Origin of the sequence: Gryllotalpicola kribbensis, assembly GCF_039538245.1 — a bacterium.
GTDB classification, from domain to species: domain Bacteria; phylum Actinomycetota; class Actinomycetes; order Actinomycetales; family Microbacteriaceae; genus Gryllotalpicola; species Gryllotalpicola kribbensis.
The window spans coordinates 194940-218779 of sequence record NZ_BAABBX010000016.1 but is presented as its reverse complement, the minus strand read 5'-3'; the positions used below and the strand labels follow the sequence as shown (position 1 = coordinate 218779).

Genomic DNA, 23840 nt, shown 5'->3' with positions numbered 1-23840 from the left:
GCAGAAGTGGACAGCTGCGCCGCCCCCGTGCCCTGTGCTGGCCAAGATCGCGCGGCGACATAGGGTGTAACCACAACTTCAGAACACCGACGACGGGAAATCCTTCGAATGATCGAGTACCGCGTCACGGTTCTGTGCTAACCGCCCTATTGTTGATTGCATGACAACCACGGCACCCAAGAGGGCACTGCTCTACGTCCGACTGAGCAAGTCCGATGACTCGTCAACTTCCATCGACCGCCAGAAGGCCGACCTGCAAGCACTCGCCAAGGCCGAGAACTGGCAGGTTGTCGACACGCTCGAAGACGACGGAATCTCTGGCCGCAAGCGCCGGGCCAACGCCGACCGCGCCCTAGCCATGCTTCGTGACGGCTCCATCGACATCCTGGCCGTATGGAAGTTCGATCGCTGGTCTCGCATGGGTCTGCGCGCCGTTGCCGACCTGCTCGACGCCCTCGAAGAGAGCCGAGTGAGGGGCAAGTACACGCGGCACTTCTACGCGCTACAGGACGGGCTCAACACGACTCAAACGACGTTCCCAATGATCGCGAGCATCCTGTCGGAGATTGCGCGAATCGAAGCTGAGAACACGTCTATCCGCGTCAAGTCATCCCGCGCCAAGGCCATCGACGATGGTTTCTTTCATGGCGGCACTGTCCCCTGGGGCTACCGAGTTGCCGATCACCCCACGATGCCCGACCACAAGGCCCTAGTGCCCGACGGCGCTGAGCAAGCGGTCTTGCTTCACATCGTTGACGGGGTTCTCCGTCACGACTGGTCGCTCACGGACGCCGTGCGCTGGTTGAACCGCTCCCCCGTCATCCCGCCGCGTCGGGCCCCGCGCTGGTCACCGACCGCCGTTCAGATGATCCTCACGGGGCACGCGCTACTTGGCCGGGTGACCAAGGACGGGGCACCGATCTACGGGGACGACGGCAACCCTGTCGCGCCGTGGGAACCGCTCGTGTCACTGGCCGACTGGCAGGCGCTCCGCGCCCGTTTCAGTGACGTTCGCACCCGGTCTAGAGCAACTGCACAGACGACGGCTCCCAAGCGTCGGGACAAGCGCACAGGGCTTCTCAGCGGGCTCGTCTATTGCACCTGCGGCGCGGCCATGTACCGAAACAACATGACCCGCAAGCTGGCCGACGGCACCCGCGTTGACGGCTCGGTGTACGTCTGCTCAGCGGCCGGGCAGGGCAAGGAATGCAAGGTCAACACCCGCGCCACGGCATCGAAGTTAGAGGACTACATCACGGGGCAGTTCCTGGCCGATTACGGCCGTATCCCCGCCGTCGAAGTCACGGAGACGACAGTCGGCACCGACCCCGCGCAGCTTGCGGAGGTTGAGGCCGCGATTCAGGCGACGCTAGACGAGCTACGCGACCCCGACGCCGACCAACTGAAGGTGCTTGACAGGCTCAACGTGCTGCACGCCCGTTCCGCCGAGCTGAAGTCAGCCCCGGCCCGTGTCGAGTACATCCGCACTCCCCTAGGCATGTCCGTAGCCGAGCTTTGGGAACGTCAGCCCGACCGCCGCGCTTGGCTCCTGTCCGGCGCTGTGCAGGGCGTCACGGTACTGCCGGGCAAGCGTGGCCGCGGCTTCGACACCGACCGCGTACAGGTCGATTGGACGGCCGACCACGGTGACCCCTACATTCCCGACTACAACGATCCTACGGAGTATTCGAGCGGCCCTAGGTAGCCGTGCGTGATATGGCCCCGTTTACACAGATAGCGACGCTGCCGGACGTGTAAACGGGGCCGTATTATGTAGTCGGTACAGTACGTGCTCATAGATTCGGCGTTCGGCTCCATATCAACGATTTAGAGGGTCGTAGTGGAGTACGCGGCACGCGCGGCCATCCGCACAGGTCGGACACCGTATGAACCACGTAGATGACGCCGACCTCATTACCGAAACCGCCCATACTAGAGCTACCACGATGGCGGCGCACGCCCTTAGCCATGTAAACGCTGCGATCCGCGACGCGGGGACGGCGTATGACGCGAGCCTGACTCTCGACCGCTACACGGGCACGCAGGGTCGCGACGGCCGTTCAGCGGCGCTCGGTCACGCCATCGACCGGCTCGTGTCGGCACGTGCCGCGCTCGACTCCGACGCCGGCCCCGTTGCTCGCCTCGCTGACGACGCCGAACGCACACGGGGTCACCGTCGGTGCCGTGCTGGCTGTGCCAGGGGGCGACTGCCTGCTCGACGTTGCCGTGAATGCCGACGGCACGGCCGCGCTGTCGAATGGCCACGCCGACGACATCGAGACGTTCTGCCCCGCGGGTGAGTGGTGGCACGAGATGACGGTCGCGCACGCCGCATCCGAGGCCGTACCGGCGTAGCTCGACCTCAACCTAGGGCCGCTCGCCAGTGCACGACAGGTGAGCGGCCCTAGCCGTTCCGCGGGCCGCGGCATCGACTCCGGCCGACTGCCACTCACAGCCCCTTGCCGTGGGGCGACGACACCACACCGACCGAGGGAGAACCATGCCCACCTACCTGCAAGAGAATCCGTGCTCAGAGTGCGGCGGCCCGATCTACATCTCCGCGCCGCAGAACCGGCGTCAGACGTGCGGGCCGGCGTGCGCACGCGAGCGCAACCGACGCCGTAACCGTGAGGCGCGCCGACGTGAGCGGGGCACCGTCGCGCCCCGCGTCGATGTGCCGACCGAGCTAACGCCGCTCGACCGCCTGACGGCCGCACTTGGGGCCGAGGGCGTCGCGGCGCTGCGCGAGCGGCTACGGGCCGAGGCGGCCGAGGCGAGCCGAATCCCCCGTTACCCCGTGGTCGACGGGCACGTATTCCGTGCGCTTCCCGCCGACGTGTTCCGAGCCGCGAATGGGCGCAACGTCGCTGACGATGACGACAGCGGCACGGCGCGCAACAAGTTCGGCGCTGTGGCCGTCACAGTCGACTCGTTCATGTCGATGCCGACGACGGCGGCGCTTGACGAGACGCGCACGGGGGCGTGGGCGCTGCGCCCCGATACGCTGGCCTACCTGTCGATGCTGCTCGATGTCGAGACCGTAGAGGCGGCCCTGGACCGGCGTACCCCCGTGTCCCTCGACGCCGACACGACAGCCGACACGACGCCCGTCGAGACCGACGAGAGCGTTCTACAGGGCGCGACCGAGGCGGCACGCGAGCGCCACCGGGGCATGTCCGAACGCGAGTGGGCGCGGATGCTGGCCCCGCGCTCGTGCCCGATGTCGCCCGTCGTCCGCCGACGCAACGCCGACCGCTACGCCCTCGTTGTTTGAGTCGCCTACAGGTGAGCGCAAATTCTCCGTTTCGGCTCAACGGGAGTGGTGTCCCGGCTACGGCAACAGTTGTCCCCCACGTCTACGGGCGTGGGGGATTCTGCCGTATCCGCACCCTGCCACCGAGGCGAAAGCGCCGTTCTGCGGCCCCGTCCTGCCGCGTTAAACATCTCACCTGCACTCGCCTGTTTCATCGCGCCCACGGGGCGCACAGTGCTGGGTGCCCGACTGATCGGATACTCATGAGAGCTTCCCCACCGCGGCGGGGTCACGCATGACCGCCGCCGTAGCCGAACACACCACACCGTCACCCGCCGCCGACAGGCTGGCCGCTACTCCCCGATATGAAGTCGAGACCTACCGGGCTCCCCGCGCCGGGCGTGGGGGCACGTGGGGAGAGCCCGACCTGAAGCCGGGCGCGTCGTTCCTGCGCCGCGAGGATGTCGCTGGCCGCACCTACGAATTCGCGCACGCCCCGGCGCTGGCCCGCGTTTACACCGTCGGCGCACTGGCCGAACTTCTCGACGTGGCCGTGTACTTCGATGACATGGGCGCACGTCACCTGGTCGCGCGCCCTCTCGGCTCAGGTGAGCGCTACTCCCCCACGACCGCGGCCAAGCTGGCCCCGGCGCTGCTGGCCCACATGCGCGCCACAATTGCCCCGCGCGAAGGCGCACAGGAACACTTCAACTCGTTGGCAGGCTGGCTGTCGGTGGCCGACGACGGCCGGGCAGAGCGTTACGCCTGCTCGTGCATCCGGGGTGCGCTCGACTACCTGCCCGATGTCGCTGCCGAGTCCGTAGCAACGCGCTCAGGGACGGCCCTCAGCGACAGTGCCCGCAAGAGCGCACAGCGCGACCGCGACGACCTGGCACGGCCCGCGGCGATCCGTCGGGCGCTGCTGCCGCCGCTGCTGAGACTGGCCGAGCGCCGTCCGGGCGCCCGCGTAGACAAGGCTCACGTCGTGGCGACACTCCTGAAGGCGCGAGACGACGACGCCGAGCTGTCGCGCCTGCTCCCCCTACGCGGGCAGAGCATCCGAGGATGGCGCACCGTCGCCAGCCTGCTCGACACGCTGCTTTACCCCTACGACCGCCCGAACGGCAGCGCGACCATACATTTCTGGACGGTGCCGCCGTTGCCGGTGCTGTCGGCGCGGGCAGAGGCTGCCGTCTAGATAGCAATAAATGGCGTCACGTTGGGGTGCACCCCTTATTTCCTATTCTGCCTATAAGCAAGCATACCTTTAGGGGTAACAGTAAATAACCCATCATCCCCAACGTGACGCCAAAAATTGGTGAGTGTTTACACGCCGCCGCTGCGCCTGCGCCCGCGTCACCAACGCCAAGATGGCGGCGCTGTTTTAAACGTCAACCAATGAGGGCCTTTCGGTAGAAGGTGGGGCCCTTGGTTAGTTCCCTCAGGGTGGGAACGCGCCGGGTTGCTCATGGCCCGGCCTCCTGATAGGCGTGGCCGCTGCTCCTGCATGTGGCGGCCACGTCTGCACCCTGCCGACGACATCCCGACCGTGCCAGGCGCACGGGCCGCGCCGTCGTCACCTCGACGCCATCGGCGTCTAACTCACTTCACGCCCACGGCACAGGTGCCGAGGGGCGACACGTGGCACAGGTGCCGCTTCTCCCCCAACATCCGCACCTATCGAAAGGCCATCATGGCGAACACTTTTGAAACCGCCGAGGCGGGCAAGATCGCGGCCGTTGCCGCTGCCCTCGTCGGCTCTGACCTCAACGTCGCGAACACGTTCTACAAGAACGTTGCAAACGACTTCTTCCCCGGCGTCGGCTCGACCGTCAGCATCCGCGTCCCCGGCGCTCCTGCCGTCGGCACGAAGGATGCCGGCGACGTGACGACCACCCTGACCATCGGCACGCTTCAGGAAAATCTCATTCCGGTCACCCTCAGCACGAACGCCTACAGCGACATCGCGCTCAGCGTTGCCGACCTGTCGCTAAACATCGAGAACTTCGCATCCCAGGTGCTCGTGCCTCAGGCCGAGGCCGTCGCCAAGTACGTCGAGCGCACGGCCGTCGCGGCGCTTCAGGCGGCCGACGCCGATACAACGATCACCTACGCCGAGGCCACGCCCCAGGCCGCGTTCAGCGCCGCCCGCACGAAGCTGCGCGCTAATGGTGTTCCGGCGGGCGCAACGATGTACGCCGCCGTCGCCCCGGACGTGTACGGCGCGCTGCTCGACAACAACACGACCACTCAGCCGCTGTTCGATGCTCAGGGCCGCGTCCGTGGCTTCAACGTCATCGAGAGCAACCGACTGGCCGCGGGTGAGCTCGCGTTCTACGTGCCGGAGGCGTTCGCACTCGTCGTGCGCGCCCCGGCGATCCCCGACGGCGCTCCGTTCGGCGCGTCGATTGTCGAGCCTCAGACCGGCTTCGCGCTGAGCTACATCCGCGCGTTCAACCCGAGCATCGGCGCTGACATCTCGCTGGTTCAGGCGCTCGTTGGCGCATCGGCGCTACCGCTCGCCCACGACGACGAGAACGGCACCGTCACGCTCAATCCGGGTGCGGGCGTCGTTCACGTAGTCAGCGGCTCCTAACCCCTTCCATGCTCCGCCGGGCTCGGGTCAGATGCCGTTCCCGAGCCCGGCGGAACCCTTCGACGCCCCTGCCCGTGACCTCTCACACGGCAGGGGCGTCGCTCGTTTACACACCCTCAGGAGACCAATGCCGCGGAGGAACCGAATCCGCTTCGCCAGCGTCACGGCCCGCGCCCATCGCGGCCTGCTGAACAGCGCCCGGCGCGGCCCGACGCTGCCAGGGCTGAGCGCCCCGCGGCCGCAACTGCCGCGACCCCTCCGCGAACGACCAGGAGACCCGCAAGTGAAGCACACCCCCAAGCGACCGCCCGCAGGCAAGACGAGCAAGACGACCGCGTTCAGCAACCGACTGGGACAGACATACATCGACGCCGTGGCCGCAGAGGCGAGCACCGACCGCGAGACGGCCGCCGCCGCGCTGCTCGCGGTAACGCACGGCCGCGCTGCGCTGCGGCGGCAGGGCATCGCCCCTACAGGCGACATCATCCCCGCGGCGCTCGACCTGATCGAGAACGCCCGCCGTGAGGGGGTGTTGAATGACTGACCTGGCACCCGTAGACGACGCTCAGCCGACCGCTGAGGCCGCACCGACGCCGACGCCGACCACCGAGGGCGACGACTTCTCAACGGCACTGGGGCAGCTTGCAGACGTGTATGTCGAGAAGTTCGAGCTTCCCGATGGCGCGCGCCAGTTCCTCACCGGGGCAACCGCTGCTGAACTTAAAGAGCAAGCAACGCTGCTCAGTCAGATTTCCCGCACTGCACAGGGCGCACCCGCGGATGCCGTTGCCCCGACGCCGAACTTGGCACCCGTGACCGGCCCCGGAAATCCGACGCCTGACAGTCGACCGCCGTTCGATGCGGTCGCTGTCGCACGCGCGGCACAGCGACACGGCGGGCGCTCATGATGCTTCAACGACACGACCGTGAGCGTCTGTTCCACTACACACAGCGCCACCTACCCGCCGCCTACGACGACAGGCGGGCACTGGCACAGGTGCTCAGCACATCGGCCGAACAGGCACCCGACACCGAGGGGCCGGCCGAATGACGCTGACAGCCTCACAGCGCGCTCGCGCGGCCGCCGGCGAGCGTTCGCGCCAACACGGGGACGCGTTCAGTCGAGCCGCTGCCGAAGGCCGTCTACGGGGCGGATTCGTCTACCTCTCACGAGCGGCCGACCGCCGCGTAACCCCGTGGCCCTGGCCCGACCTCGACACCCGAATTCACCTCGATGAGTACGGCCGTGCCCTGCGGCTACCTCGCCCGGTGACGGCGCGCCCCGCTGCCTGAACGAAACACGCCCGCAACCAAACCGAGACGGCCCGCACGGGTGACGAGCACCCTCCTATCAGCAACACCCCGGCGCGGCGCTGAGCGGGAAAGATCGGCAAAGACGAGACCGCACCGACGCGGACACGACGAGCCGGGCCGCGGCCGGGCGACAGCGGCGAGGCCAACGTGTCGCGCGGTCGACGTGTGCGCGTGCGAGATACAGACACGAGAACGAACAGCGATTCGATCCGCGAGCACATCGAGCAGAACACCGACGAGCGCGCGCTGAGCGCCGCGACCCCGCGAGCCCTAGCCCACCGTCGCGTGAGGATCGATACGGCATAGCACTCTCTCTAGCGCGCGGATTCGGGACTTTGCCCCGGCATTAGCACAGATATTCGAGCACTTCACCCATCGTGCCCACAGGAGACCAATGTTCCCCGCACCGACGCGCGTGCAACAGCGCGCAATCCGAGCCCTGAACCGTCACGCCGTCACCCTCACGTCGCGGCATTGGAAGCAACCCGACCACCGAGAGCCGGTATTCACCCTTGGCAGGTTCACGCTGTCTTGGGACACCGACCCCGACCCCCGCACGGTGCCGCCTGAGCCCTACTCGGTATCAGTGCCCGATACCGAGGCACCCCGCGGCTATTACTTGGAGACTTTCGAGTACCTGGCCGACGCCGTGAGCTACGTCGAGCACGCCAACTGGGAGGACAACCTACGAGTCTGGGGTGAGCGGGTGCAACGCGGCATCTACGGCGGTCACCCGCCGCGGCCCGCGCCCCTCGACAGGAACGCGCTGCTGTGACCATCGACACGCTCGCGACCCTGCACTGTCCGGGGTGCGACACCGATAAGGCCCCGGCCGACTTCCCGCGCAACGCTGCCCGGCCGTCAGGCATCGGCTCATGGTGCAAACGCTGCCAGGCCGACGCTCAGGCCGACTGGCGCAGGCGGAATCCCGGCTACATGCGGGAGTACAACCGAGCACGCCGTGCCGCGGGTACAAAAGGTGACACGAGAATGACTAACGCCATGCTGCCGCCGACACCCGCTGCCGGTTTCCCCGAGCTACCCGACGACGACCGAGGCCTCTAGCACCGTCTTGCCCACCCCACAAAACCGTTTTGTGGGTCGCCCCGCGGACCGCGCGAATCTTCGTTAATCTCCCCATCATGAGCAACCAGACATGGCACGACATCGACCCTGACGGCACCATTCGAGAGGCTGAGATTCAGCTAGTCATCGCAGAGCTAACCGTGCTCACCGACCCCGACGGCATCCACTGAGCCCACCGAACGCCCCTAGCTGCATCCCCGCGGCTAGGGGCGTTTCCTGGCTCAACTGACACGCCGACCGTGCGCGACACGCGCCTTGGTGCCGTGCGCCCTAACGTTGAACCGTGGGAGTCATCTTCAGTCAATCTCAGCGATTCACTCTGTCTGAGACAGCCGATTTCGAAGCGACTTTCATCCATGCCGCGAAGGTGCTGAACGACGTGTTCGTGAATGGCGACGACATCCATTGGCAGGAAGCCGAAGTGAACACGAAAGATGGCGGAAGCATCACGGCCGAAACTGTCGAGCAAGTGCTTGCGGCGCTGCATGATGACCCGCGGCCTGTTGGACGCTACTCGTGGTCTGTCCTACCTCAGCACGACCGCGACGCCGCCAGTAGCTCTGTGAGGGTGGACATGGCGCGACTGACCTACCCAATCCTCGAAATTAACGTGCGAAGTCGCCGCGACGGGGTGCCGCAGGACGTAGTGCGCCGCATTGGCAATTACGTTGCCGCGGCACAGCCAGATTCCGCGGCGGGTTTGGCAACGAGCGGTCGAACCGCCACGAGTACCAGCAGCCCCAATCAATTCCGCGCGGATAGTTCAACAGGCACCGGATGGTGGGGCCGCACATGGCGTGAGCACACGGCCAACGCGGTCATCACGGTAGGCGGCGGGGTGCTAGTCATCGTGATTGCTGTGTGGCTCGGGCTCAGCCACTAGCCGGAAGGCTTTGTACCGCTACGGGTGGACGACCTTGACCCACCAACAGCCGCATCGGCGCTCGGTGAGGCTTAGGCTGGCCGCGACAACTTCAGAAAGGCAAATAGGGACATTGACCAGATTTGTCGTCACGGGACTAAGCGCCAATTCCGTGCCGTATCTCGAAGCCCTCGAACTGCAGCGTGAGACCCACGCGGCCGTGGTTCGCGGGTCGGCGCCCGACACCCTGCTGCTCCTCGAGCACCCTTCCGTCTTCACGGCGGGCAAACGCACCGAGGCCTCCGAGCGGCCCACCGACGGCACCCCGGTGATCGACGTCGATCGCGGCGGGAAGATCACCTGGCACGGGCCGGGTCAGCTCGTCGGCTACCCCATCATGCGGCTCGCCGAGCCTGTCGACGTCGTCGCCTTCGTGCGCCGGCTCGAGCAGATGATGATCGACGTCATCGCCGAGTTCGGCGTCGAGGGGCACCGCGTCGAGGGCCGCAGCGGTGTCTGGGTGAGCCAGACCACCGACGCCGGCGAACCGGCTCCGGACGCCAAGATCGGCGCCATCGGTCTGCGGGTCGCCGAGGGTGTCACGATGCACGGCTTCGCCCTCAACTGCTCGAACAGCCTCGACGCGTACGAGCAGATCGTCGCCTGCGGCATCCGCGATGCCGGCGTCACGACGATCACGCGCGAGCTCGCGCGCCGCGGCGATGCGCGCGTCGTCGACCCCGAGGCGGTCGTTCCCGTGCTCACCCGTGTCTTCGACCGCGTGTTCGCCGCGGCGCACGAGCCGGGGGCGGCGGTGCTGGCATGACGATCACCAACATCTCCAATGGCGGCGGCCCGGCCCATGACACGACGGGTCGCAAGCTGCTGCGGCTCGAAGTGCGCAACGCGCAGACGCCGATCGAGAAGAAGCCCGACTGGATCAAAACGCGGGCGAAGATGGGGCCCGAGTACCGCCAGTTGCAGAACCTCGTCACCACCGAGCAGCTGCACACGGTCTGCCAGGAGGCCGGGTGCCCGAACATCTTCGAGTGCTGGGAGGACCGCGAGGCGACCTTCCTCATCGGCGGGTCCGCGTGCACGCGCCGGTGCGACTTCTGCCAGATCGACACCGGCAAGCCCGCGGACTACGACCGCGACGAGCCGCGCCGGGTCGCCGAGTCCATCGCGCAGATGGAGCTGCGGTACGCGACCGTCACGGGTGTCGCACGCGACGACCTCGACGACGAGGGGGCTTGGCTCTACGCCGAGACCATCCGCGAGATCCACCGTCAGGCGCCCGGCGTCGGCGTCGAGATCCTCGTGCCCGACTTCTCGGGGAATCCCCAGCACCTGAACGAGGTCTTCAGCGCCCGCCCCGAGGTGTTCGCGCACAACGTCGAGACGGTGCCGCGCATCTTCAAGCGCATTCGCCCAGCCTTCCGCTACGAGCGCTCGCTCGACGTGCTGACGCAGGCCAAGCGCGCCGGCATGATCACGAAGTCGAACCTCATCCTCGGCATGGGCGAGGAGCCCGACGAGGTGCTGCACGCCCTCGAGGACCTCCACAACGCGGGTACCGATCTGATCACGATCACCCAGTACCTGCGGCCGAGCCCTCGCCATCTGCCGGTGGCGCGCTGGGTGCGCCCTGAAGAGTTCGTCGACTTCGAGCAGGCCGCGCGCGAGATCGGATTCCTGGGCGTCATGTCCGGGCCGCTGGTGCGCTCCTCGTACCGCGCCGGGCGGCTCTGGGCACAGGCCCGCGACGCCCTCGCTCAGCGGATTGCATGAGCTGGTTCAGGTAATCTCTAGGCATGGCACGAACTAGCTCCGCCGCCCCCACAGCGAGCGCCGAACCGGGCCGCCTGCGGCAGATGTGGGACGTCTTCAAGATGACCCGCAAGTACGACAAGCAGGCTCTGCCGCTGATGATCGGCGGCTTCCTGCTGCCCGTCGTCGTCGGCGTCGTCCTCGCGCTCGTGCTCTCCACCGGCATCATCTCGACGGTGCTCTGGATCGTCGCCGGCGTGCTTGGCGGCGTGCTGCTCGCCACCGTCATCCTCGGCCGTCGTGCCGAGGGCGCGGCGTACTCGCAGATCAGCGGCCAGCCCGGCGCAGTGGGCGCCGTGCTGCGCTCGTCTCTCAAGCGCGGCTGGCGCGGAAGCGAGATGCCGGTCGCGGTCAACAGCAAGACGCGCGACGCCGTCTATCGCGCCGTCGGACGCGGCGGCGTCGTGCTCATCAGCGAGGGGCCCAAGTCGCGCACCGGGCGGATGCTTGAGGAGGAGCGCCGCAAGATCAACCGCACCGTGCCGAACGTCGCGGTCACCACGATCAACGTCGGCCCCGACGATGACGCCGTGCCGCTGCGGAAGGTCGCCTCGACGCTCACCAAGATCAAGCCGACGCTGACGAAGACCGAGGTGCAGGCGGTCGACAACCGGCTGTCGTCGCTGCAGGCGCCGCTGCCTATCCCGAAGGGTGTCGACCCGAACCGCGTGCGCGCGCCGCGTCAGCCGCGCTAGCCACCACCTGCGAACGGCCCCGCTTCGGCGGGGCAGTTCTTCTGCGCGGCCTACGCGCGGACGAGCACGGTTCCGGCGATCTTGTCGTGGAAGCCCCGGTGATCGGAGTCCCACACGAGCGCCGGAATCACGATCATCAGCAGAACGCTGCGCACGACGGGCCGCCACAGCGCCGGCTGCGAGCCGGGCAGGGCCGAGAGGCGCAGCCCGGCGATGCGATGGCCGATCGAGCCGCCGAGCGCCCAGATCGCGAGGATCTGCAGCGCGGCGAAGACGGGGTAGACGGTCCAGCCGCCGTAGTGGCGGGTGATGAGCCACGAGATCGCCATCGCGATCGCCCAGTCGATGACGAGGCCGAGCACACGCCGCCCCATCCGCCCGACCGACCCTCTGCCATCCTCGGGAAGGCCGAGACGTTCCCCTGGAAAGTTGCTCGGTGCAGCATCCGCAACTCGCTCGCTCACCCGTCAATCCTAGGAACTCGCGGCTGATAACCTGCCACGTAACAGGCCCGAAACAATTGCTTTACTGCAGAGAAACGGCCTGACCATACCCTGCAAGCAGGTAGCGCCCGCGCCTATCCCGTCAGCCTTTTGGAGCTTGAATGTTCAAGGACTCATCCGAGGTGCTGAAGTTCATCAAGGACGAAGACGTCAAATTCCTTGATATTCGCTTCACCGACCTCCCCGGTGTGCAGCAGCACTTCAACATCCCCGCATCAACCGTCGACGAGGAGTTCTTCACCGTCGGCCAGCTGTTCGACGGCTCATCGATTCGCGGGTTCGCGAACATCCACGAGTCCGACATGCAGCTGATCCCCGACGTGACGACCGCCTACGTCGACCCGTTCCGCGCTGAGAAGACGCTGATCCTCGTCTTCGACATCTACAACCCGCGCAACGGCGAGATCTACTCCAAGGACCCGCGCCAGGTCGCCAAGAAGGCTGAGAAGTACCTCGCGTCGACCGGCATCGCCGACACCGCGTTCTTCGCCCCAGAGGCCGAGTTCTACATCTTCGACGACGTGCGCTACGAGGTGAAGCAGAACGGCTCCTTCTTCCACGTCGACTCCGAAGAGGGCGCCTGGAACTCGGGCCGCGTCGAAGAGGGCGGCAACCTGGGCAACAAGACGCCCTACAAGGGCGGCTATTTCCCCGTCTCCCCCGTCGACAAGCAGGCCGACCTGCGCGACGACATCTCGCTCAAGCTGATCGACGCGGGCCTCGTCCTCGAGCGCGCGCACCACGAGGTCGGCACCGGTGGCCAGGCCGAGATCAACTACCGCTTCGACACGATGGTGCACGCGGCCGACGACATCCTGAAGTTCAAGTACATCGTCAAGAACACGGCAGAGCTGTGGGGCAAGACGGCGACCTTCATGCCGAAGCCGCTCTTCGGCGACAACGGCTCGGGCATGCACACCCACCAGTCGCTCTGGAACGGCGGGCAGCCGCTGTTCTACGACGAGGCCGGCTACGGCGGCCTGTCCGACATCGCCCGCTGGTACATCGGCGGCCTGCTCGCCCACGCCCCGGCGATCCTCGCCTTCACGAACCCGACGGTGAACTCCTACCACCGCCTGGTCCCCGGCTTCGAGGCCCCCGTCAACCTGGTCTACTCGGCGGGCAACCGCTCGGCGGCCATCCGCATCCCGATCACGGGCACGAACCCCAAGGCCAAGCGCATCGAGTTCCGCGCGCCCGACGCCTCGGGCAACCCGTACCTCGCCTTCGCCGCCCAGCTCATGGCGGGCCTCGACGGAATCCAGAACCGCATCGAGCCGCACGAACCGGTCGACAAGGACCTCTACGAGCTGCCCCCCGAGGAGGCCAAGCTCATTCCGCAGGTTCCCGGCTCGCTCGACAAGGTGCTCGACGCGCTCGAGGCCGACCACGACTTCCTCACCAAGGGCGGCGTGTTCACCGAGGAGCTCATCGAGACCTGGATCGAGTACAAGCGCGAGAAGGAGCTCAAGCCCCTCGCTCAGCGCCCGCACCCGTTCGAGTACGAGCTCTACTACGGCGTCTGAGTTCTGACGGAGTCGCGAAAGGGGCCTCTGCTTCGGCAGGGGCCCCTTTCCCGTGTCAGGACGTTTCCCGTGTCAGGACGTCATGCCGTAGAAGCCGCGCTCGAACACGGCGCGGGCGCGCCGGGTGACGGCGAGGTATTCCTCTTCGAAGCGGCTCGCGGAGCGCGGCGGGAAGCCCAGCAGGCGTGCGACACCGTCGAGCTGCGCTCGATCGGAGGGCAGCACGTCGGACGTCCGCGCTGTCCAGAGCGTCATGGCGCTGCGCGCGCGGGAGGCGAACACCCAGGCGGCGCGCAGGCGCTCGGCATCCGATTCATCGACGAGTCCCGCGGCGACGGCGGCACTCAGCGCGCCCAGCGTCGAGGTCGTGCGCAATGCGGGCACACGGGCGGCGTGCTGCAGCTGGATCAGCTGCACGTACCACTCGACGTCCGAGAGGGACCCCCGGCCGAGCTTGAGGTGGCGCGTCGGGTCTGCGCCCTGCGGGAGCCGCTCGGACTCGACGCGGGCCTTGATGCGTCGCACCTCGCGGATCTCGGTCGCGCCGATCGACGCCGGGTACCGCGTGCGGTCGGCCAGCTGTTCGAAGTCGGCGATGAGCGTCGTGTCGCCGGCGGCGCCGCGGGCGCGCAGCAGCGCCTGTGCCTCCCAGGTGAGCGACCACCGGGCATAGTAGGCGGCGTATGCCTCGAGCGAGCGTGCGACCGGCCCGTTGCGACCCTCGGGGCGAAGGTCGAGGTCGAGGTCGAGGGGCAGCCGGGGGTCGTCGCTGAGCCTCTTCAGCTCGGCGGCGATGCGCAGGGCCGCGCTGCTCGCGGCCGTGCCTGCGGCCGAGTCGCCACGGGGCGCGCGATAGACGTACATGACGTCGGCGTCCGAGCCGAAGCCGAGTTCGCGGCCGCCGAAGCGGCCCATCGCGATGATCGCGAACTCGAAGCCGTCGGGTTCGGCATCGGAGTGCTCGCGGCGCACGGCGGCGAGCAGGCACTGCAGATACACATCGGTGATGTCGCTCAGCCCACGTGCGACCTCGTCGATCGAGACGACACCCAGGATGCCGCCGATCGCGAGTCGCAGCACGCCCCGCCGACGCGCCGAGATCATCGCGGCGGCGACGGACTCCGCATCGGAGTGACGCGCGAGGACGGCGTCGCGCTCGTCCTCCAGCACGGCGCGCGGGCGCGGCCGCAGGTCGTCGTCGTCATCGAGCCACGCGACCGCCTCGGGCAGAGCGCCGAGCAGCTCGCCCACATACCGCGAGCCCGACAGCAGCCGCGTCAGCCGATGCGCGGCGCCGGAGGAGTCGCGCAGCATGCGCAGGAACCAGTGATGATCGCCGAGGTCGTCGGCGAGGCGGCGGAACGTGAGCAGGCCGTAGTCGGGGTCGGCGCCGTCGGCGAACCACTGCAGCATGACCGGTAGCAGCGTGCGCTGGATCGTCGCCGCGCGCGAGACGCCTTCCGTGAGTGCCGCGATGTGCCCGAGGGCGCCGCGGGGGTCCCGGAAGCCGATCGCGGCGAGGCGCGCCTGCGCCTGCTCGGGCGAGAGCGCGCGCTCCCCCATCAGTGCCTGCTCAGCCGGCATGGCCGCGACGGCCGAGAGCAGCGGGCGGTAGAACAGCTGCTCGTGCAGACCCCGCACCCGGCGCTTGATGTCGGCCCACCGCTCGACGAGTCCGGCCGCGCTCGGCGCCAGTCCCGTCGAGCGGGCGAGAATGCGCTGGGCGCCCTCGTCGCGTGGCATCAGGTGCGTGCGCCGCAGGCGAGTGAGCTGCACGCGGTGCTCGATGAGGCGCAGGGTGCGGTAGTCGTCGGCGAATTCCGCGCCCGCGCCGCGGCCGACGTAGCCGCCAGCGACGAGCGCGGCGAGGGCGGGCAGGGTGGCGGACTCGCGGACGGATGCGTCGACGTGCCCGTGCACCAGCTCGAGCAGCTGCACTGTGAACTCGATGTCGCGCAGGCCGCCCGGGCCGAGCTTGAGCTCCCAGTCGACGTCCTCGGGCACGATGTGCTCGACGACGCGCTCGCGCATGCGCTGCACCGATTCGACGAAGCCGTCGCGCTCAGCGCTCCGCCATACCTGAGGCGACAGCGCGGAGACGTAGCGCTCCCCCAGCGTGAGATCGCCCGCGAGCGGCCGCGCCTTGAGCAGCGCCTGGAACTCCCACGTCTTGGCCCAGCGGTCGTAGTACGCGAGGTGCGACTCGAGGGAGCGCACGAGCACCCCGTCCTTGCCCTCGGGGCGCAGGTTCGCGTCGAGCTGCCACAGGCCGGGTTCGATCGCCGGGGCATCCGTGCCCCTCATCGTGAGCACCGCGAGACGGGTCGCGACCTCCACCGAGCCCTCCGAGACGAAGATCACGTCGACGTCGCTCACATAGTTGAGTTCGCGCGCGCCCGCCTTGCCCATGCCGATCACGGCGAGGCGCGTCGCCTCGACCTGCTCGAGCGGGAACCTGCCGGGGCCCGCGCCGATCGCACTGGCGCGTGCGACCGCGAGCGATGCCTCGATCGCGGCGGCCGCGAGATCGGAGAGGCACGCGGCCACCGCGTCGAGTCCGGCGACGGGGTCGGGCTGCTCCAGGTCGAAACTCGCGATCTGCAGCAGGCGCCGACGATAGCGGCGGCGGAACGCCGACCAGCCCTCCTCCTCGGTGAGCGCGGCGATGGGCGCGGATGCCTGGCCATCGGCTCCGACGGACTCGAGCAGGTCGCGGCGAAGCTCCGCGGGCTCGGGCAGCGTGCGCACCGGGGCGTCCAGGGCGTCGAGCTCTGCCGGGTGGCGCATCAGGAAGTCGAAGAGCCCCTCGCTCGCTCCGACGACGCGTGCGACGCGCACGGCGCGGGCCGGGTCGGAGACGTGCGCATGCACGTGGTCAGGAGCTCTTCGCGCCAGCGCGATCAGGCGATCGAGGGCCGCGTCAGGGTCCGCGACCCGCCGGAACAGCGCCAGCGTCGCCTCGGCCGGCACGCCGACCAGTTCGGGAAGCTCGATGAGACGCTCGCGCGCCGCCGAGAGCTCGGTGAACCCGGCGCGCGCGAGCGCGGTCAGCGACAGCGGCTCGGGAACGCGCATGCGGTCAGGTGCCCGACGGGTCTAGAGCAGTTCGAGGTTGGTGCGCAGCTCCCACGGAGTGACCTGGGCGCGGTAGCCGACCCACTCCTGCCGCTTGTTGCGCAGCACGTTCTCGAAGACCTGCTCGCCGAGTGTCTCGGCCACGAGCTCGGAGCCCTCCATCAGGCGGATCGCCGCCTCGAGATTCGACGGCAGTGCCTCGTAGCCGAGGGCGTTCCGCTCGGCATCGGTGAGCGACCAGACATCCTCGGTGGCCTCGGGCGGCAGCTCGTAGTCCTCCTGCACACCCTTGAGCCCGGCGGCCAGCAGCAGCGAGTACGCGAGGTACGGGTTCGCCGCCGAGTCGATCGCGCGGTACTCGACGCGCGCGCTCTGGCCCTTGTTCGGCTTGTACAGCGGCACGCGCACCAGCGCGGAGCGGTTGTTGTGCCCCCAGCTGACGTAGCTCGGCGCCTCGTCGCCCGACCACAGGCGCTTGTACGAGTTGACGAACTGGTTCGTGACGGCGCTGATCTCGGGCGCGTGGCGCAGCAGGCCGGCGATGAACTTCCGTGCGGTCTTCGACAGCTGGTACTGCGAGCCCGCCTCGAAGAATGCGTTCGCGTCGCCCTCGAAGAGAGACATGTGCGTGTGCATGCCGCTGCCGGGGTGGCCGGCGAGCGGCTTCGGCATGAACGTCGCGTAGACGCCCTGCTCGATGGCAACCTCTTTCACGACCGTGCGGAAGGTCATGATGTTGTCGGCCATGGTGAGCGCGTCGGCGTAGCGCAGGTCGATCTCGTTCTGGCCGGGGCCCGCCTCGTGGTGGCTGAACTCGACCGAGATCCCGAGGTCCTCGAGCATGCGCACCGCACGGCGGCGGAAGTCGTGGGCCGTTCCGCCCGGCACGTTGTCGAAGTAGCCGGCGGCGTCGACGGGCTCAGGACCCCCTTCGCCGAAGCGGGCCGACTTGAGCAGATAGAACTCGATCTCGGGGTGCGTGTAGAAGGTGAAGCCCGCCTCGGCCGCTTTCTCGAGCGTGCGCTTCAGCACGTTGCGCGGGTCGGCCACGGCCGGCTCGCCATCGGGCGTCGTGATGTCGCAGAACATGCGTGCCGTGGGGTCGATCTCACCCCGCCAGGGCAGGATCTGGAACGTCGTGGGGTCGGGGTGGGCGAGCAGGTCGGACTCGTACGCACGCGTCAGCCCCTCGATCGCGGAACCGTCGAAACCCAGGCCTTCGGTGAACGCGCCCTCAACCTCGGCCGGCGCGAGCGCGACCGACTTCAGAGTGCCGACGACGTCGGTGAACCAGAGGCGGACGAACTTGACGCCGCGCTCCTCGATGGTGCGCAGAACGAAGTCCCGCTGCTTGTCCATGGACATTGGGCCCCTTCCCTTCCGTCATCAGGCTAGTGGATGGTGGTCCCTAGACTGACGCCATGACACAGGAGAACTCCGCGTCGTCCGCCATGCGCGAAGAAGCGCCCTATGGCGGGGCCCCGCAGAACCTCAAGCGCGTGCGCACTCGGCACTTCCTCAATGCCAAGAAGAGCGGCATCAAGATCACCGGGCTCACGAGCTACGACCAGCTCACCGCGCGCATCTTCGACGAGGCGGGCATCGACTTCCTGCTCGTCGGCGACTCCGCGGGCAACAACGTCTTCGGCTACGAGACCACGCTGCCCGTGACCGTCGACGAGCTCATCCCGCTCGTGCGCGCGGTGGCCGGTGCTGCCAAGCGGGCCTTCGTGATCGCCGATATGCCGTTCGGGTCATACGAGGCCAATACGCGCGACGCGGTGCACACGGCGATCCGCATGATGAAGGAGACCGGCGCGCACGCGGTGAAGCTGGAAGGCGGCGTCCGCTCGGCTGACCAGATCCGACACATCGTGGATGCCGGCATTCCGGTCATGGCGCACATCGGCTTCACTCCGCAGAGCGAGCACCAGTTGGGTGGCCACGTCATCCAGGGCCGCGGTTCCGGCGAGGAGCAGCTGCTCGCCGACGCCAAGGCGATCGAAGAGGCGGGCGCGTTCGCGGTCGTGCTCGAGATGGTGCCGGCGGATGCCGCAGCCAAGGTCACCGCCGCGCTGTCGATCCCGACCATCAGCGTCGGGGCGGGGCCGCATTGCGACGGCCAGTTGCTCGTGTGGACGGATTGGGCGGGACTCACCCAGGGTCGCATCCCGAAGTTCGTCAAGCAGTACGCCCAGATCGGGCAGACGCTGCGTGACGCGGCGGCCACGTGGAAGGCAGACGTCGAGAACGGCGAGTACCCGGGGCCTGAGAACAGCTACTGATCAGCGGTCCTCAGCGGCGTCTTCCTCGGCCCACTTTGCGCTGTTCTCACGCAGCTTCTCCAGCGCGTTCTGAGCCTCTTCGCGCGAGTTGAACGGGCCGATGCGCTGCAGAGCGGGCGAGACGAAGCCCTGCTCGACGGCACCGGTCTTGTCGTTGTACCACCACTTGTGCTCGAGGTCGGGCACCGCTTCATCGCTCATAAGCTTGATCGTATGCCCAAGGATTCCGCCGGACACCTGATCCCTGGACGCGTCTCGCCGCGTCTGAGCGTGCCGTCAGGCATCCCCCGCCCGGAATACGTCGGCAAGCCGAACCCTGCCAAGAACACGCAGGGCGACCTCTACACGCCCGACGAGGTCGCGCTCATCAGGGAGGCGGGGCGCATCGCCGCGCAGGCGATCGAGCTGGTCGGCCGGCACGCGGTGCCGGGCGTCACCACCGATGAGCTCGACCGCATCGGTCACGAGTTCCTCGTCGCCCACGTCGCCTATCCCTCGACACTCGGCTACCGCGGCTACCCGAAGTCGCTGTGCTCGTCGATCAACGAGGTGATCTGCCACGGCATCCCCGACGACACCGTGCTCGAAGAGGGCGACATCGTCAACATCGACATCACGGCGTTCAAGAACGGCTACCACGGCGACAGCAACCAGACCTTCGTGGTGGGCGAGGCGAAGCAGGAGGTCGTCGACCTCGTCGAGCGCACCCGCGAGGCGCTCAACCGGGGCATCAAGGCGGTCGCGCCTGGGCGCCAGGTGAACGTGATCGGCCGCGCCATCGAGGCGTACGCCAAGCGCTTCGGCTACGGCGTCGTGCGCGACTTCACGGGGCACGGCGTGGGCCGTTCGTTCCATTCGGGGCTGATCATCCCCCACTACGACTCGGCGCCTCTCTATGACGACGTCATGGAGCCGGGGATGGTCTTCACCATCGAGCCGATGCTGACGCTCGGCGGGATCGCGTGGGACATGTGGGACGACGACTGGACGGTCACGACCCGCGACAAGTCGCTCACCGCCCAGTTCGAGCACACGCTGGTCGTGACCGAGCGCGGCGCAGAGGTGCTCACCCTTCCCTAGCGGCCGCGGCCGGGCCTCGCGATAGCCTGTCGCCATGACGACCCAGGCGAGCTCAGTCATCTCGGCCACCTCTGGCACCACGGCGGCGATCGGCATCGACATCGGTGGCACCGGCATCAAGGGCGGAGTCGTCGATCTCGCGTCGGGCGCGCTGATCAGCCCGCGCGTGAAGCTGCCGACGCCTGAGGGCGGCAAGCCCGACGACATCGCCGAGACCACCAAGAAGGTGCTCGAGCAGCTCGACGCGGACCCACACCTGCCGATCGGCATCGACTTCCCCGCCGTCGTGCAGCACGGCAGGACGATGTCGGCAGCCAACGTCTCGAAGAAGTGGATCGGATTCGAGGCCGAGAAGTTCTTCGAGCAGGCGCTCGGCCGCCCGATCCTGTTCGTCAACGACGCCGACGCCGCAGGGTTCGCCGAGACCGAATACGGCGCCGCGAAGGGCCGTAAGGACGTCGTCATGCTCACGACGCTGGGCACCGGCATCGGCTCGGCGCTGATCGTCGACGGATTCCTCGTGCCGAACACCGAGCTCGGGCACATCGAGCTCGACGGCCACGACGCCGAGAAGAAGGCCGCGTTCTCGGCCAAGGAGCGCGAGGATCTCTCGTGGGAGAAGTGGGGCAAGCGCCTCACGAAGTACTACCAGGCTCTCGAGAAGCTCTTCTCGCCCGACCTGTTCATCGTGGGCGGCGGCGTCAGCAAGCACTTCGACGAATGGGGCCACTTCGTCGACATCCGCACCGAGATGATCCCCGCGCAGTTCCTCAACAACGCGGGCATCCTCGGCGCGGCGGCGCTTGCGGCGAAGGCGAAGCCGTAGCCGCTGCAGCTTGCCGGTGACGCCGGCGCGATGCGGGGAATGGGCCGGCTGATACGCCGGGTTCTGTTCAGGCCTGCGATCAAGCGAAGCCCTGGACGGCCATCTCTCTCGGCGACACGTTGCCGTGCCGCTCCAGCGGTCTACCCGGGGACGAGACGAGCAGCCTCATGGTCCCCTGTCTGACCTTGCTCCGGGCGAGGTTTGCCGAGCCGGCCGGGTCACCCCGGTCGCTGGTGGGCTCTTACCCCACCGTTTCACCCTTACCGCGAGGCTCGGCCCGAAGGCCGGCTCACGCGGCGGTCTGTTCTCTGTGGCACTGTCTCGCGGGTTGCCCCGGGTGGGTGTTACCCACCGCCCTGCTCTGCGGAGCCCGGACGTTCCTCGGCAGCCCCGGTGCGAGCACCGGAGCCGACGCGACCGTCTTGCCGACCCATTCCTGCCCCGAGTTTACCGGGGTGCGATCTACGAGTTCTCGTCTCTGATCAGGATGGCGCCGGAGTCGCTGTCGATGAGGACCTCGTCGGGCGCTGCGGCTCGCACCGCCGAGAGGTCGCTCGGGGCGAGCGTCAGGTTCGTGCCGAGGTTGACTCCCCCGCGCACGGCGGCCGCGCCGACGCCGTAGCGCGCACGCTGGCGCTCGTAGAGGTCGAGCAGCTCCTGCGGAATCCCCTGTGCGACGACCATGCGATCTGCCTGCGCATCGCTGCGCTCGCGCTCGAGGCGCGCGATCTCGGCATCGCGGGCAGCGGTCAGCGAATCGACGGATGCCGCGAGCTGCTCCTGCTCGGCGCGGATGCCGGCGAGCTCGAGCTCTGCCGCCTCCGCGCGCTCCATGACCTCGAGCTCGGCATCTTCGAGCGTCGTGCGACGGCGCTGCAGCGAGGTGATCTCGGCCTCGAGGCCCTCGATGTCCTTCGCGGAGCTCGACGCCTGCAGCCGGGCGGTGTCGCGGTCGAGTCGCTGCTGCACCAGCGCGACGTCGGATTCCAGCCGCTGCTGCTCGGCCTTGGCGTCTTCGAGCCGGCCGGTCGCCTCGACGAGGCGCGCCCGCAGCTGCTCTGCCTGGGGCTTGAGCTCGTCGAGCTGCTTGTTCTGCGGCAGGTTCTTCAGGCCGTGCGCGACGCGCGTGAGTCGATTGTCGTGCTCTTGAAGCCGCAGCAGCTCCTTCTGGTGCGCGGGCGATGCTTTCATCTATCTCTTTCTCTACGGCAGGGTCTCTACTGCACGATGGCGAAGTCCCACGGGTCCGTGCGGACCTCACTGACGGTGACGGATGCCTCGGGCAGAGCCTCGCGCAGCTGCGCGGCGGCCGTTTCGAGCCAGAGCCACTCGCTGGCCCAGTGCGACACGTCGATGAGCGCAGGGCCGAAGCCGAGCCGGTGCTGCTCGCGGGCCTCAGAGGCCGGGTGATGTCTCAGGTCGGCCGTGAGGTACACGTCGGCGGCGCGCACGGCGGGATCGGACAGCAGGGAGTCCCCCGCGCCCCCGCACACCGCGACCGTCTGCACCGGCTCGTCGAACGCCCCGGCGACGCGCACGCCGCCCGCAGTGGGCGGCAGCAGCTCAGCGACCATGCGCGCGAGCCGGCCCAGGGTCACTGCCTCTGGGAGGGCGCCCACGCGGCCGATGCCGTTGCCCTCGGCGCCGGTTGGCGAGATGGGGTGGAGGCCGGTCAGGCCGAGCCCCGCAGCGAGAACGGCGCTCGTCCCCTCGGCGACCACATCGGCGTTGGTGTGGGCAGACAGCAGAGCCGTCTCCGAGCGGATCAGCTTCGCAAGCACGGCCCCCTTGTAATGCGTCTCGGCGACGGATTTGACGCCGAACAGCAGCAGCGGGTGGTGCGCGATGACGAGGTCGGCGCCCGCCGCGATTGCCTCGTCGAGCGAGTCGGCGACGGCATCGACCACGAGGTGGATCGACGCGACGCTCTGGTGCGGCTCACCGGTCACGAGGCCCGGGGCGTCCCAGCTCTCGGCGCCCGCCGAGGGCCAGAGCCGCTCGGTGACGGCGAGCACGTCGGAGAGGGCGTACGGCATGCCAGCCAGCCTACCGGCGGCCGAAGGGCCAGAGCCGGCGTCGGCGCGGCGGCTCCTGCTCGGGCTGGGGCTCGGGCTCGGCCGGTTCCTCGGCCTCCGGCGTCGCCGCGATCGGCGATGCGACGGGAACGCTCGGTGGCACGGGTGCAGCTTCGGGCGCAAGGTCGTCGATGCCCTCGAGATCGTCGTCCTCGGCGGCTGTCGGCGTCGGCGCGATCTCGGGGGCGGATGCTGTGTCGGGCTGTGGCGCGGGCCGGTCCGCCTCGGCGCGGTCGGCCGAGAAGACGGCGAACACCTTCGTCGAGACATCCGTGAACTCGACGGCCGGCTGCGGGTCGAACGCGGCCGCGGTGGCCTGCGGGTCGACCCACTCGCTGAAACCAGGTGCTGGGTCGAGCGGCGGTTCGGTGCGGATCGACCAGTCGATGGCATCCGCACCGGCTTCCTCGCCATCGCTCGCGGGCGGTTCGGCCGCGGCGAGGCGCGCGGCGTGGGCTGCGAGCAGCTCGGGCGTCACGACGGGGATCTGCCCGGTGCGCTCGATCAGAAGATGCTCGAGCTCGGTGATCGCGCCGAGGGTGTCGCCCGTGCGATCGAGCCTGCGGGTGATGGCGGTGACCTCGGGGTCGTCGGATTCCGGCGGTGCGTCGGTCTCGACGTCGAGTTCTGCGTCCTCGTCCGGGGCGTCATGCGGGATCGGCACCGGCACGCTGCGATCGCCGGACGCGAAGGGGGCGAAGTGGCGCTCCATGGCGGCGGCGAGGGCGTCGTCGTCCATGTCGCTGTCGCCGGAGTGCGACACGCCGTCCCCGTTGCCGCCTTTTTGCACGTGACCAGCCTATCGGCACGGCCTCCGAGCGACCCGAGCGTCCC

The 23840-nt window shown here is 68.3% G+C and carries 23 protein-coding genes and 1 other RNA gene; 16 read left to right on the top strand and 8 right to left on the bottom strand.

Features of this window, described 5'->3' with window-relative positions; genetic code table 11:
* Nucleotides 1-160 precede the first annotated feature (160 nt).
* From ABD716_RS13375 to ABD716_RS13320, 12 genes are all read left to right on the top strand, one after another.
* Nucleotides 161-1705 carry a recombinase family protein gene (locus ABD716_RS13375; RefSeq protein ID WP_344777680.1) on the top strand — a complete coding sequence of 515 codons (1545 nt, stop codon included), beginning with the start codon at nucleotides 161-163 and terminating at the stop codon, nucleotides 1703-1705.
* A gap of 398 nt (nucleotides 1706-2103) precedes the next feature.
* Nucleotides 2104-2355 (top strand): hypothetical protein, encoded by a 252-nt coding sequence (locus tag ABD716_RS13370; protein ID WP_344777678.1) that lies wholly within the window; start codon nucleotides 2104-2106, stop codon nucleotides 2353-2355.
* Between the two features lie 145 nt (nucleotides 2356-2500).
* Entirely contained in the window at nucleotides 2501-3274 is a 774-nt protein-coding gene (locus ABD716_RS13365) for a hypothetical protein (protein ID WP_344777676.1), read from the top strand.
* Nucleotides 3275-3548: 274 nt separating this feature from the next.
* Nucleotides 3549-4451, top strand: a complete 903-nt coding sequence (locus ABD716_RS13360) for a hypothetical protein (RefSeq protein ID WP_344777675.1) — start codon at nucleotides 3549-3551, stop codon at nucleotides 4449-4451.
* A 495-nt stretch (nucleotides 4452-4946) separates the two neighbouring features.
* Nucleotides 4947-5849, top strand: coding sequence for a major capsid protein (locus tag ABD716_RS13355; protein ID WP_344777673.1), 903 nt, complete (start codon nucleotides 4947-4949; stop codon nucleotides 5847-5849).
* Between the two features lie 283 nt (nucleotides 5850-6132).
* Nucleotides 6133-6393: a hypothetical protein gene (locus ABD716_RS13350; protein WP_344777671.1), complete on the top strand. Its 261-nt coding sequence runs from the start codon at nucleotides 6133-6135 to the stop codon at nucleotides 6391-6393.
* Nucleotides 6386-6757, top strand: coding sequence for a hypothetical protein (locus ABD716_RS13345; RefSeq protein ID WP_344777669.1), 372 nt, complete (start codon nucleotides 6386-6388; stop codon nucleotides 6755-6757). The genes ABD716_RS13350 and ABD716_RS13345 overlap by 8 nt, the downstream gene beginning before the upstream one ends.
* 1025 nt (nucleotides 6758-7782) lie before the next feature.
* Nucleotides 7783-7938 (top strand): hypothetical protein, encoded by a 156-nt coding sequence (locus tag ABD716_RS13340; protein WP_344777667.1) that lies wholly within the window; start codon nucleotides 7783-7785, stop codon nucleotides 7936-7938.
* Between the two features lie 594 nt (nucleotides 7939-8532).
* Nucleotides 8533-9132, top strand: coding sequence for a hypothetical protein (locus ABD716_RS13335; protein WP_344777665.1), 600 nt, complete (start codon nucleotides 8533-8535; stop codon nucleotides 9130-9132).
* A 112-nt stretch (nucleotides 9133-9244) separates the two neighbouring features.
* On the top strand, nucleotides 9245-9937 hold the full coding sequence (gene lipB / locus ABD716_RS13330) for a lipoyl(octanoyl) transferase LipB (protein WP_344777663.1): 693 nt from the start codon (nucleotides 9245-9247) through the stop codon (nucleotides 9935-9937).
* Complete coding sequence (gene lipA, locus ABD716_RS13325; RefSeq protein WP_344777661.1) at nucleotides 9934-10902, top strand: lipoyl synthase; 969 nt, start codon at nucleotides 9934-9936, stop codon at nucleotides 10900-10902. Before lipB ends, lipA begins: the two co-directional genes overlap by 4 nt.
* A gap of 23 nt (nucleotides 10903-10925) precedes the next feature.
* A complete protein-coding gene (locus tag ABD716_RS13320; RefSeq protein WP_344777659.1) occupies nucleotides 10926-11636 on the top strand; it encodes a DUF4191 domain-containing protein in 711 nt (236 codons plus the stop codon).
* 50 nt (nucleotides 11637-11686) lie between these two features.
* On the opposite strand, the gene ABD716_RS13315 is transcribed toward ABD716_RS13320, so the two are convergent.
* Nucleotides 11687-12100, bottom strand: coding sequence for an RDD family protein (locus tag ABD716_RS13315; RefSeq protein WP_344777657.1), 414 nt, complete (start codon nucleotides 12098-12100; stop codon nucleotides 11687-11689).
* Nucleotides 12101-12240: 140 nt separating this feature from the next.
* Between ABD716_RS13315 and glnA (ABD716_RS13310) the strand changes: the two genes are divergently transcribed.
* Nucleotides 12241-13665 (top strand): type I glutamate--ammonia ligase, encoded by a 1425-nt coding sequence (gene glnA, locus ABD716_RS13310; protein WP_344777655.1) that lies wholly within the window; start codon nucleotides 12241-12243, stop codon nucleotides 13663-13665.
* Nucleotides 13666-13737: 72 nt separating this feature from the next.
* On the opposite strand, the gene ABD716_RS13305 is transcribed toward glnA (ABD716_RS13310), so the two are convergent.
* Both ABD716_RS13305 and glnA (ABD716_RS13300) read right to left on the bottom strand, forming a co-directional pair.
* A complete protein-coding gene (locus ABD716_RS13305; RefSeq protein WP_344777653.1) occupies nucleotides 13738-16740 on the bottom strand; it encodes a bifunctional [glutamine synthetase] adenylyltransferase/[glutamine synthetase]-adenylyl-L-tyrosine phosphorylase in 3003 nt (1000 codons plus the stop codon).
* 21 nt (nucleotides 16741-16761) lie between these two features.
* On the bottom strand, nucleotides 16762-18099 hold the full coding sequence (glnA, locus tag ABD716_RS13300; RefSeq protein ID WP_344777651.1) for a type I glutamate--ammonia ligase: 1338 nt from the start codon (nucleotides 18097-18099) through the stop codon (nucleotides 16762-16764).
* Between the two features lie 92 nt (nucleotides 18100-18191).
* Between glnA (ABD716_RS13300) and panB the strand changes: the two genes are divergently transcribed.
* A complete protein-coding gene (panB, locus tag ABD716_RS13295) occupies nucleotides 18192-19025 on the top strand; it encodes a 3-methyl-2-oxobutanoate hydroxymethyltransferase (protein ID WP_344778414.1) in 834 nt (277 codons plus the stop codon).
* On the opposite strand, the gene ABD716_RS13290 is transcribed toward panB, so the two are convergent.
* Nucleotides 19026-19226, bottom strand: coding sequence for an SPOR domain-containing protein (locus tag ABD716_RS13290; protein ID WP_344777649.1), 201 nt, complete (start codon nucleotides 19224-19226; stop codon nucleotides 19026-19028).
* A gap of 12 nt (nucleotides 19227-19238) precedes the next feature.
* On the opposite strand from ABD716_RS13290, the gene map reads away from it, so the two are divergent.
* Together map and ppgK are read left to right on the top strand one after the other, a co-directional pair.
* Complete coding sequence (gene map / locus ABD716_RS13285) at nucleotides 19239-20105, top strand: type I methionyl aminopeptidase (RefSeq protein ID WP_344777647.1); 867 nt, start codon at nucleotides 19239-19241, stop codon at nucleotides 20103-20105.
* A gap of 34 nt (nucleotides 20106-20139) precedes the next feature.
* Nucleotides 20140-20931 (top strand): polyphosphate--glucose phosphotransferase, encoded by a 792-nt coding sequence (gene ppgK / locus ABD716_RS13280; RefSeq protein ID WP_344777645.1) that lies wholly within the window; start codon nucleotides 20140-20142, stop codon nucleotides 20929-20931.
* A gap of 36 nt (nucleotides 20932-20967) precedes the next feature.
* Here the strand turns inward: ppgK and rnpB are convergent.
* The 4 genes from rnpB to ABD716_RS13260 all read right to left on the bottom strand — a co-directional run bounded on the left by rnpB (nucleotide 20968) and on the right by ABD716_RS13260 (nucleotide 23796).
* An RNA gene (gene rnpB, locus ABD716_RS13275) (RNase P RNA component class A) lies at nucleotides 20968-21364 on the bottom strand.
* A 29-nt stretch (nucleotides 21365-21393) separates the two neighbouring features.
* The gene (locus ABD716_RS13270; protein WP_344777643.1) at nucleotides 21394-22122 is read right to left on the bottom strand and encodes a zinc ribbon domain-containing protein; all 729 of its coding nucleotides are present in this window, start codon (nucleotides 22120-22122) and stop codon (nucleotides 21394-21396) included.
* Between the two features lie 26 nt (nucleotides 22123-22148).
* Nucleotides 22149-22967 carry a Nif3-like dinuclear metal center hexameric protein gene (locus ABD716_RS13265; protein ID WP_344777641.1) on the bottom strand — a complete coding sequence of 273 codons (819 nt, stop codon included), beginning with the start codon at nucleotides 22965-22967 and terminating at the stop codon, nucleotides 22149-22151.
* 10 nt (nucleotides 22968-22977) lie between these two features.
* Nucleotides 22978-23796 (bottom strand): hypothetical protein, encoded by an 819-nt coding sequence (locus ABD716_RS13260; protein WP_344777639.1) that lies wholly within the window; start codon nucleotides 23794-23796, stop codon nucleotides 22978-22980.
* Between the last annotated feature and the right edge of the window lie 44 nt (nucleotides 23797-23840).

Bases quoted from the DNA above. Each gene is read 5' to 3' on its own strand.
- ABD716_RS13375 (WP_344777680.1), top strand. From the start codon at position 161: ATGACAACCACGGCACCCAAGAGGGCACTGCTCTACGTCCGACTGAGC.
- ABD716_RS13365 (WP_344777676.1), top strand. From the start codon at position 2,501: ATGCCCACCTACCTGCAAGAGAATCCGTGCTCAGAGTGCGGCGGCCCG.
- ABD716_RS13360 (WP_344777675.1), top strand. From the start codon at position 3,549: ATGACCGCCGCCGTAGCCGAACACACCACACCGTCACCCGCCGCCGAC.
- ABD716_RS13355 (WP_344777673.1), top strand. From the start codon at position 4,947: ATGGCGAACACTTTTGAAACCGCCGAGGCGGGCAAGATCGCGGCCGTT.
- ABD716_RS13345 (WP_344777669.1), top strand. From the start codon at position 6,386: ATGACTGACCTGGCACCCGTAGACGACGCTCAGCCGACCGCTGAGGCC.
- lipA (WP_344777661.1), top strand. From the start codon at position 9,934: ATGACGATCACCAACATCTCCAATGGCGGCGGCCCGGCCCATGACACG.
- ABD716_RS13320 (WP_344777659.1), top strand. From the start codon at position 10,926: ATGGCACGAACTAGCTCCGCCGCCCCCACAGCGAGCGCCGAACCGGGC.
- glnA (WP_344777655.1), top strand. From the start codon at position 12,241: ATGTTCAAGGACTCATCCGAGGTGCTGAAGTTCATCAAGGACGAAGAC.
- ABD716_RS13305 (WP_344777653.1), bottom strand. From the start codon at position 16,740: ATGCGCGTTCCCGAGCCGCTGTCGCTGACCGCGCTCGCGCGCGCCGGG.
- glnA (WP_344777651.1), bottom strand. From the start codon at position 18,099: ATGGACAAGCAGCGGGACTTCGTTCTGCGCACCATCGAGGAGCGCGGC.
- panB (WP_344778414.1), top strand. From the start codon at position 18,192: ATGCGCGAAGAAGCGCCCTATGGCGGGGCCCCGCAGAACCTCAAGCGC.
- ABD716_RS13290 (WP_344777649.1), bottom strand. From the start codon at position 19,226: ATGAGCGATGAAGCGGTGCCCGACCTCGAGCACAAGTGGTGGTACAAC.
- map (WP_344777647.1), top strand. From the start codon at position 19,239: ATGCCCAAGGATTCCGCCGGACACCTGATCCCTGGACGCGTCTCGCCG.
- ppgK (WP_344777645.1), top strand. From the start codon at position 20,140: ATGACGACCCAGGCGAGCTCAGTCATCTCGGCCACCTCTGGCACCACG.
- ABD716_RS13270 (WP_344777643.1), bottom strand. From the start codon at position 22,122: ATGAAAGCATCGCCCGCGCACCAGAAGGAGCTGCTGCGGCTTCAAGAG.
- ABD716_RS13265 (WP_344777641.1), bottom strand. From the start codon at position 22,967: ATGCCGTACGCCCTCTCCGACGTGCTCGCCGTCACCGAGCGGCTCTGG.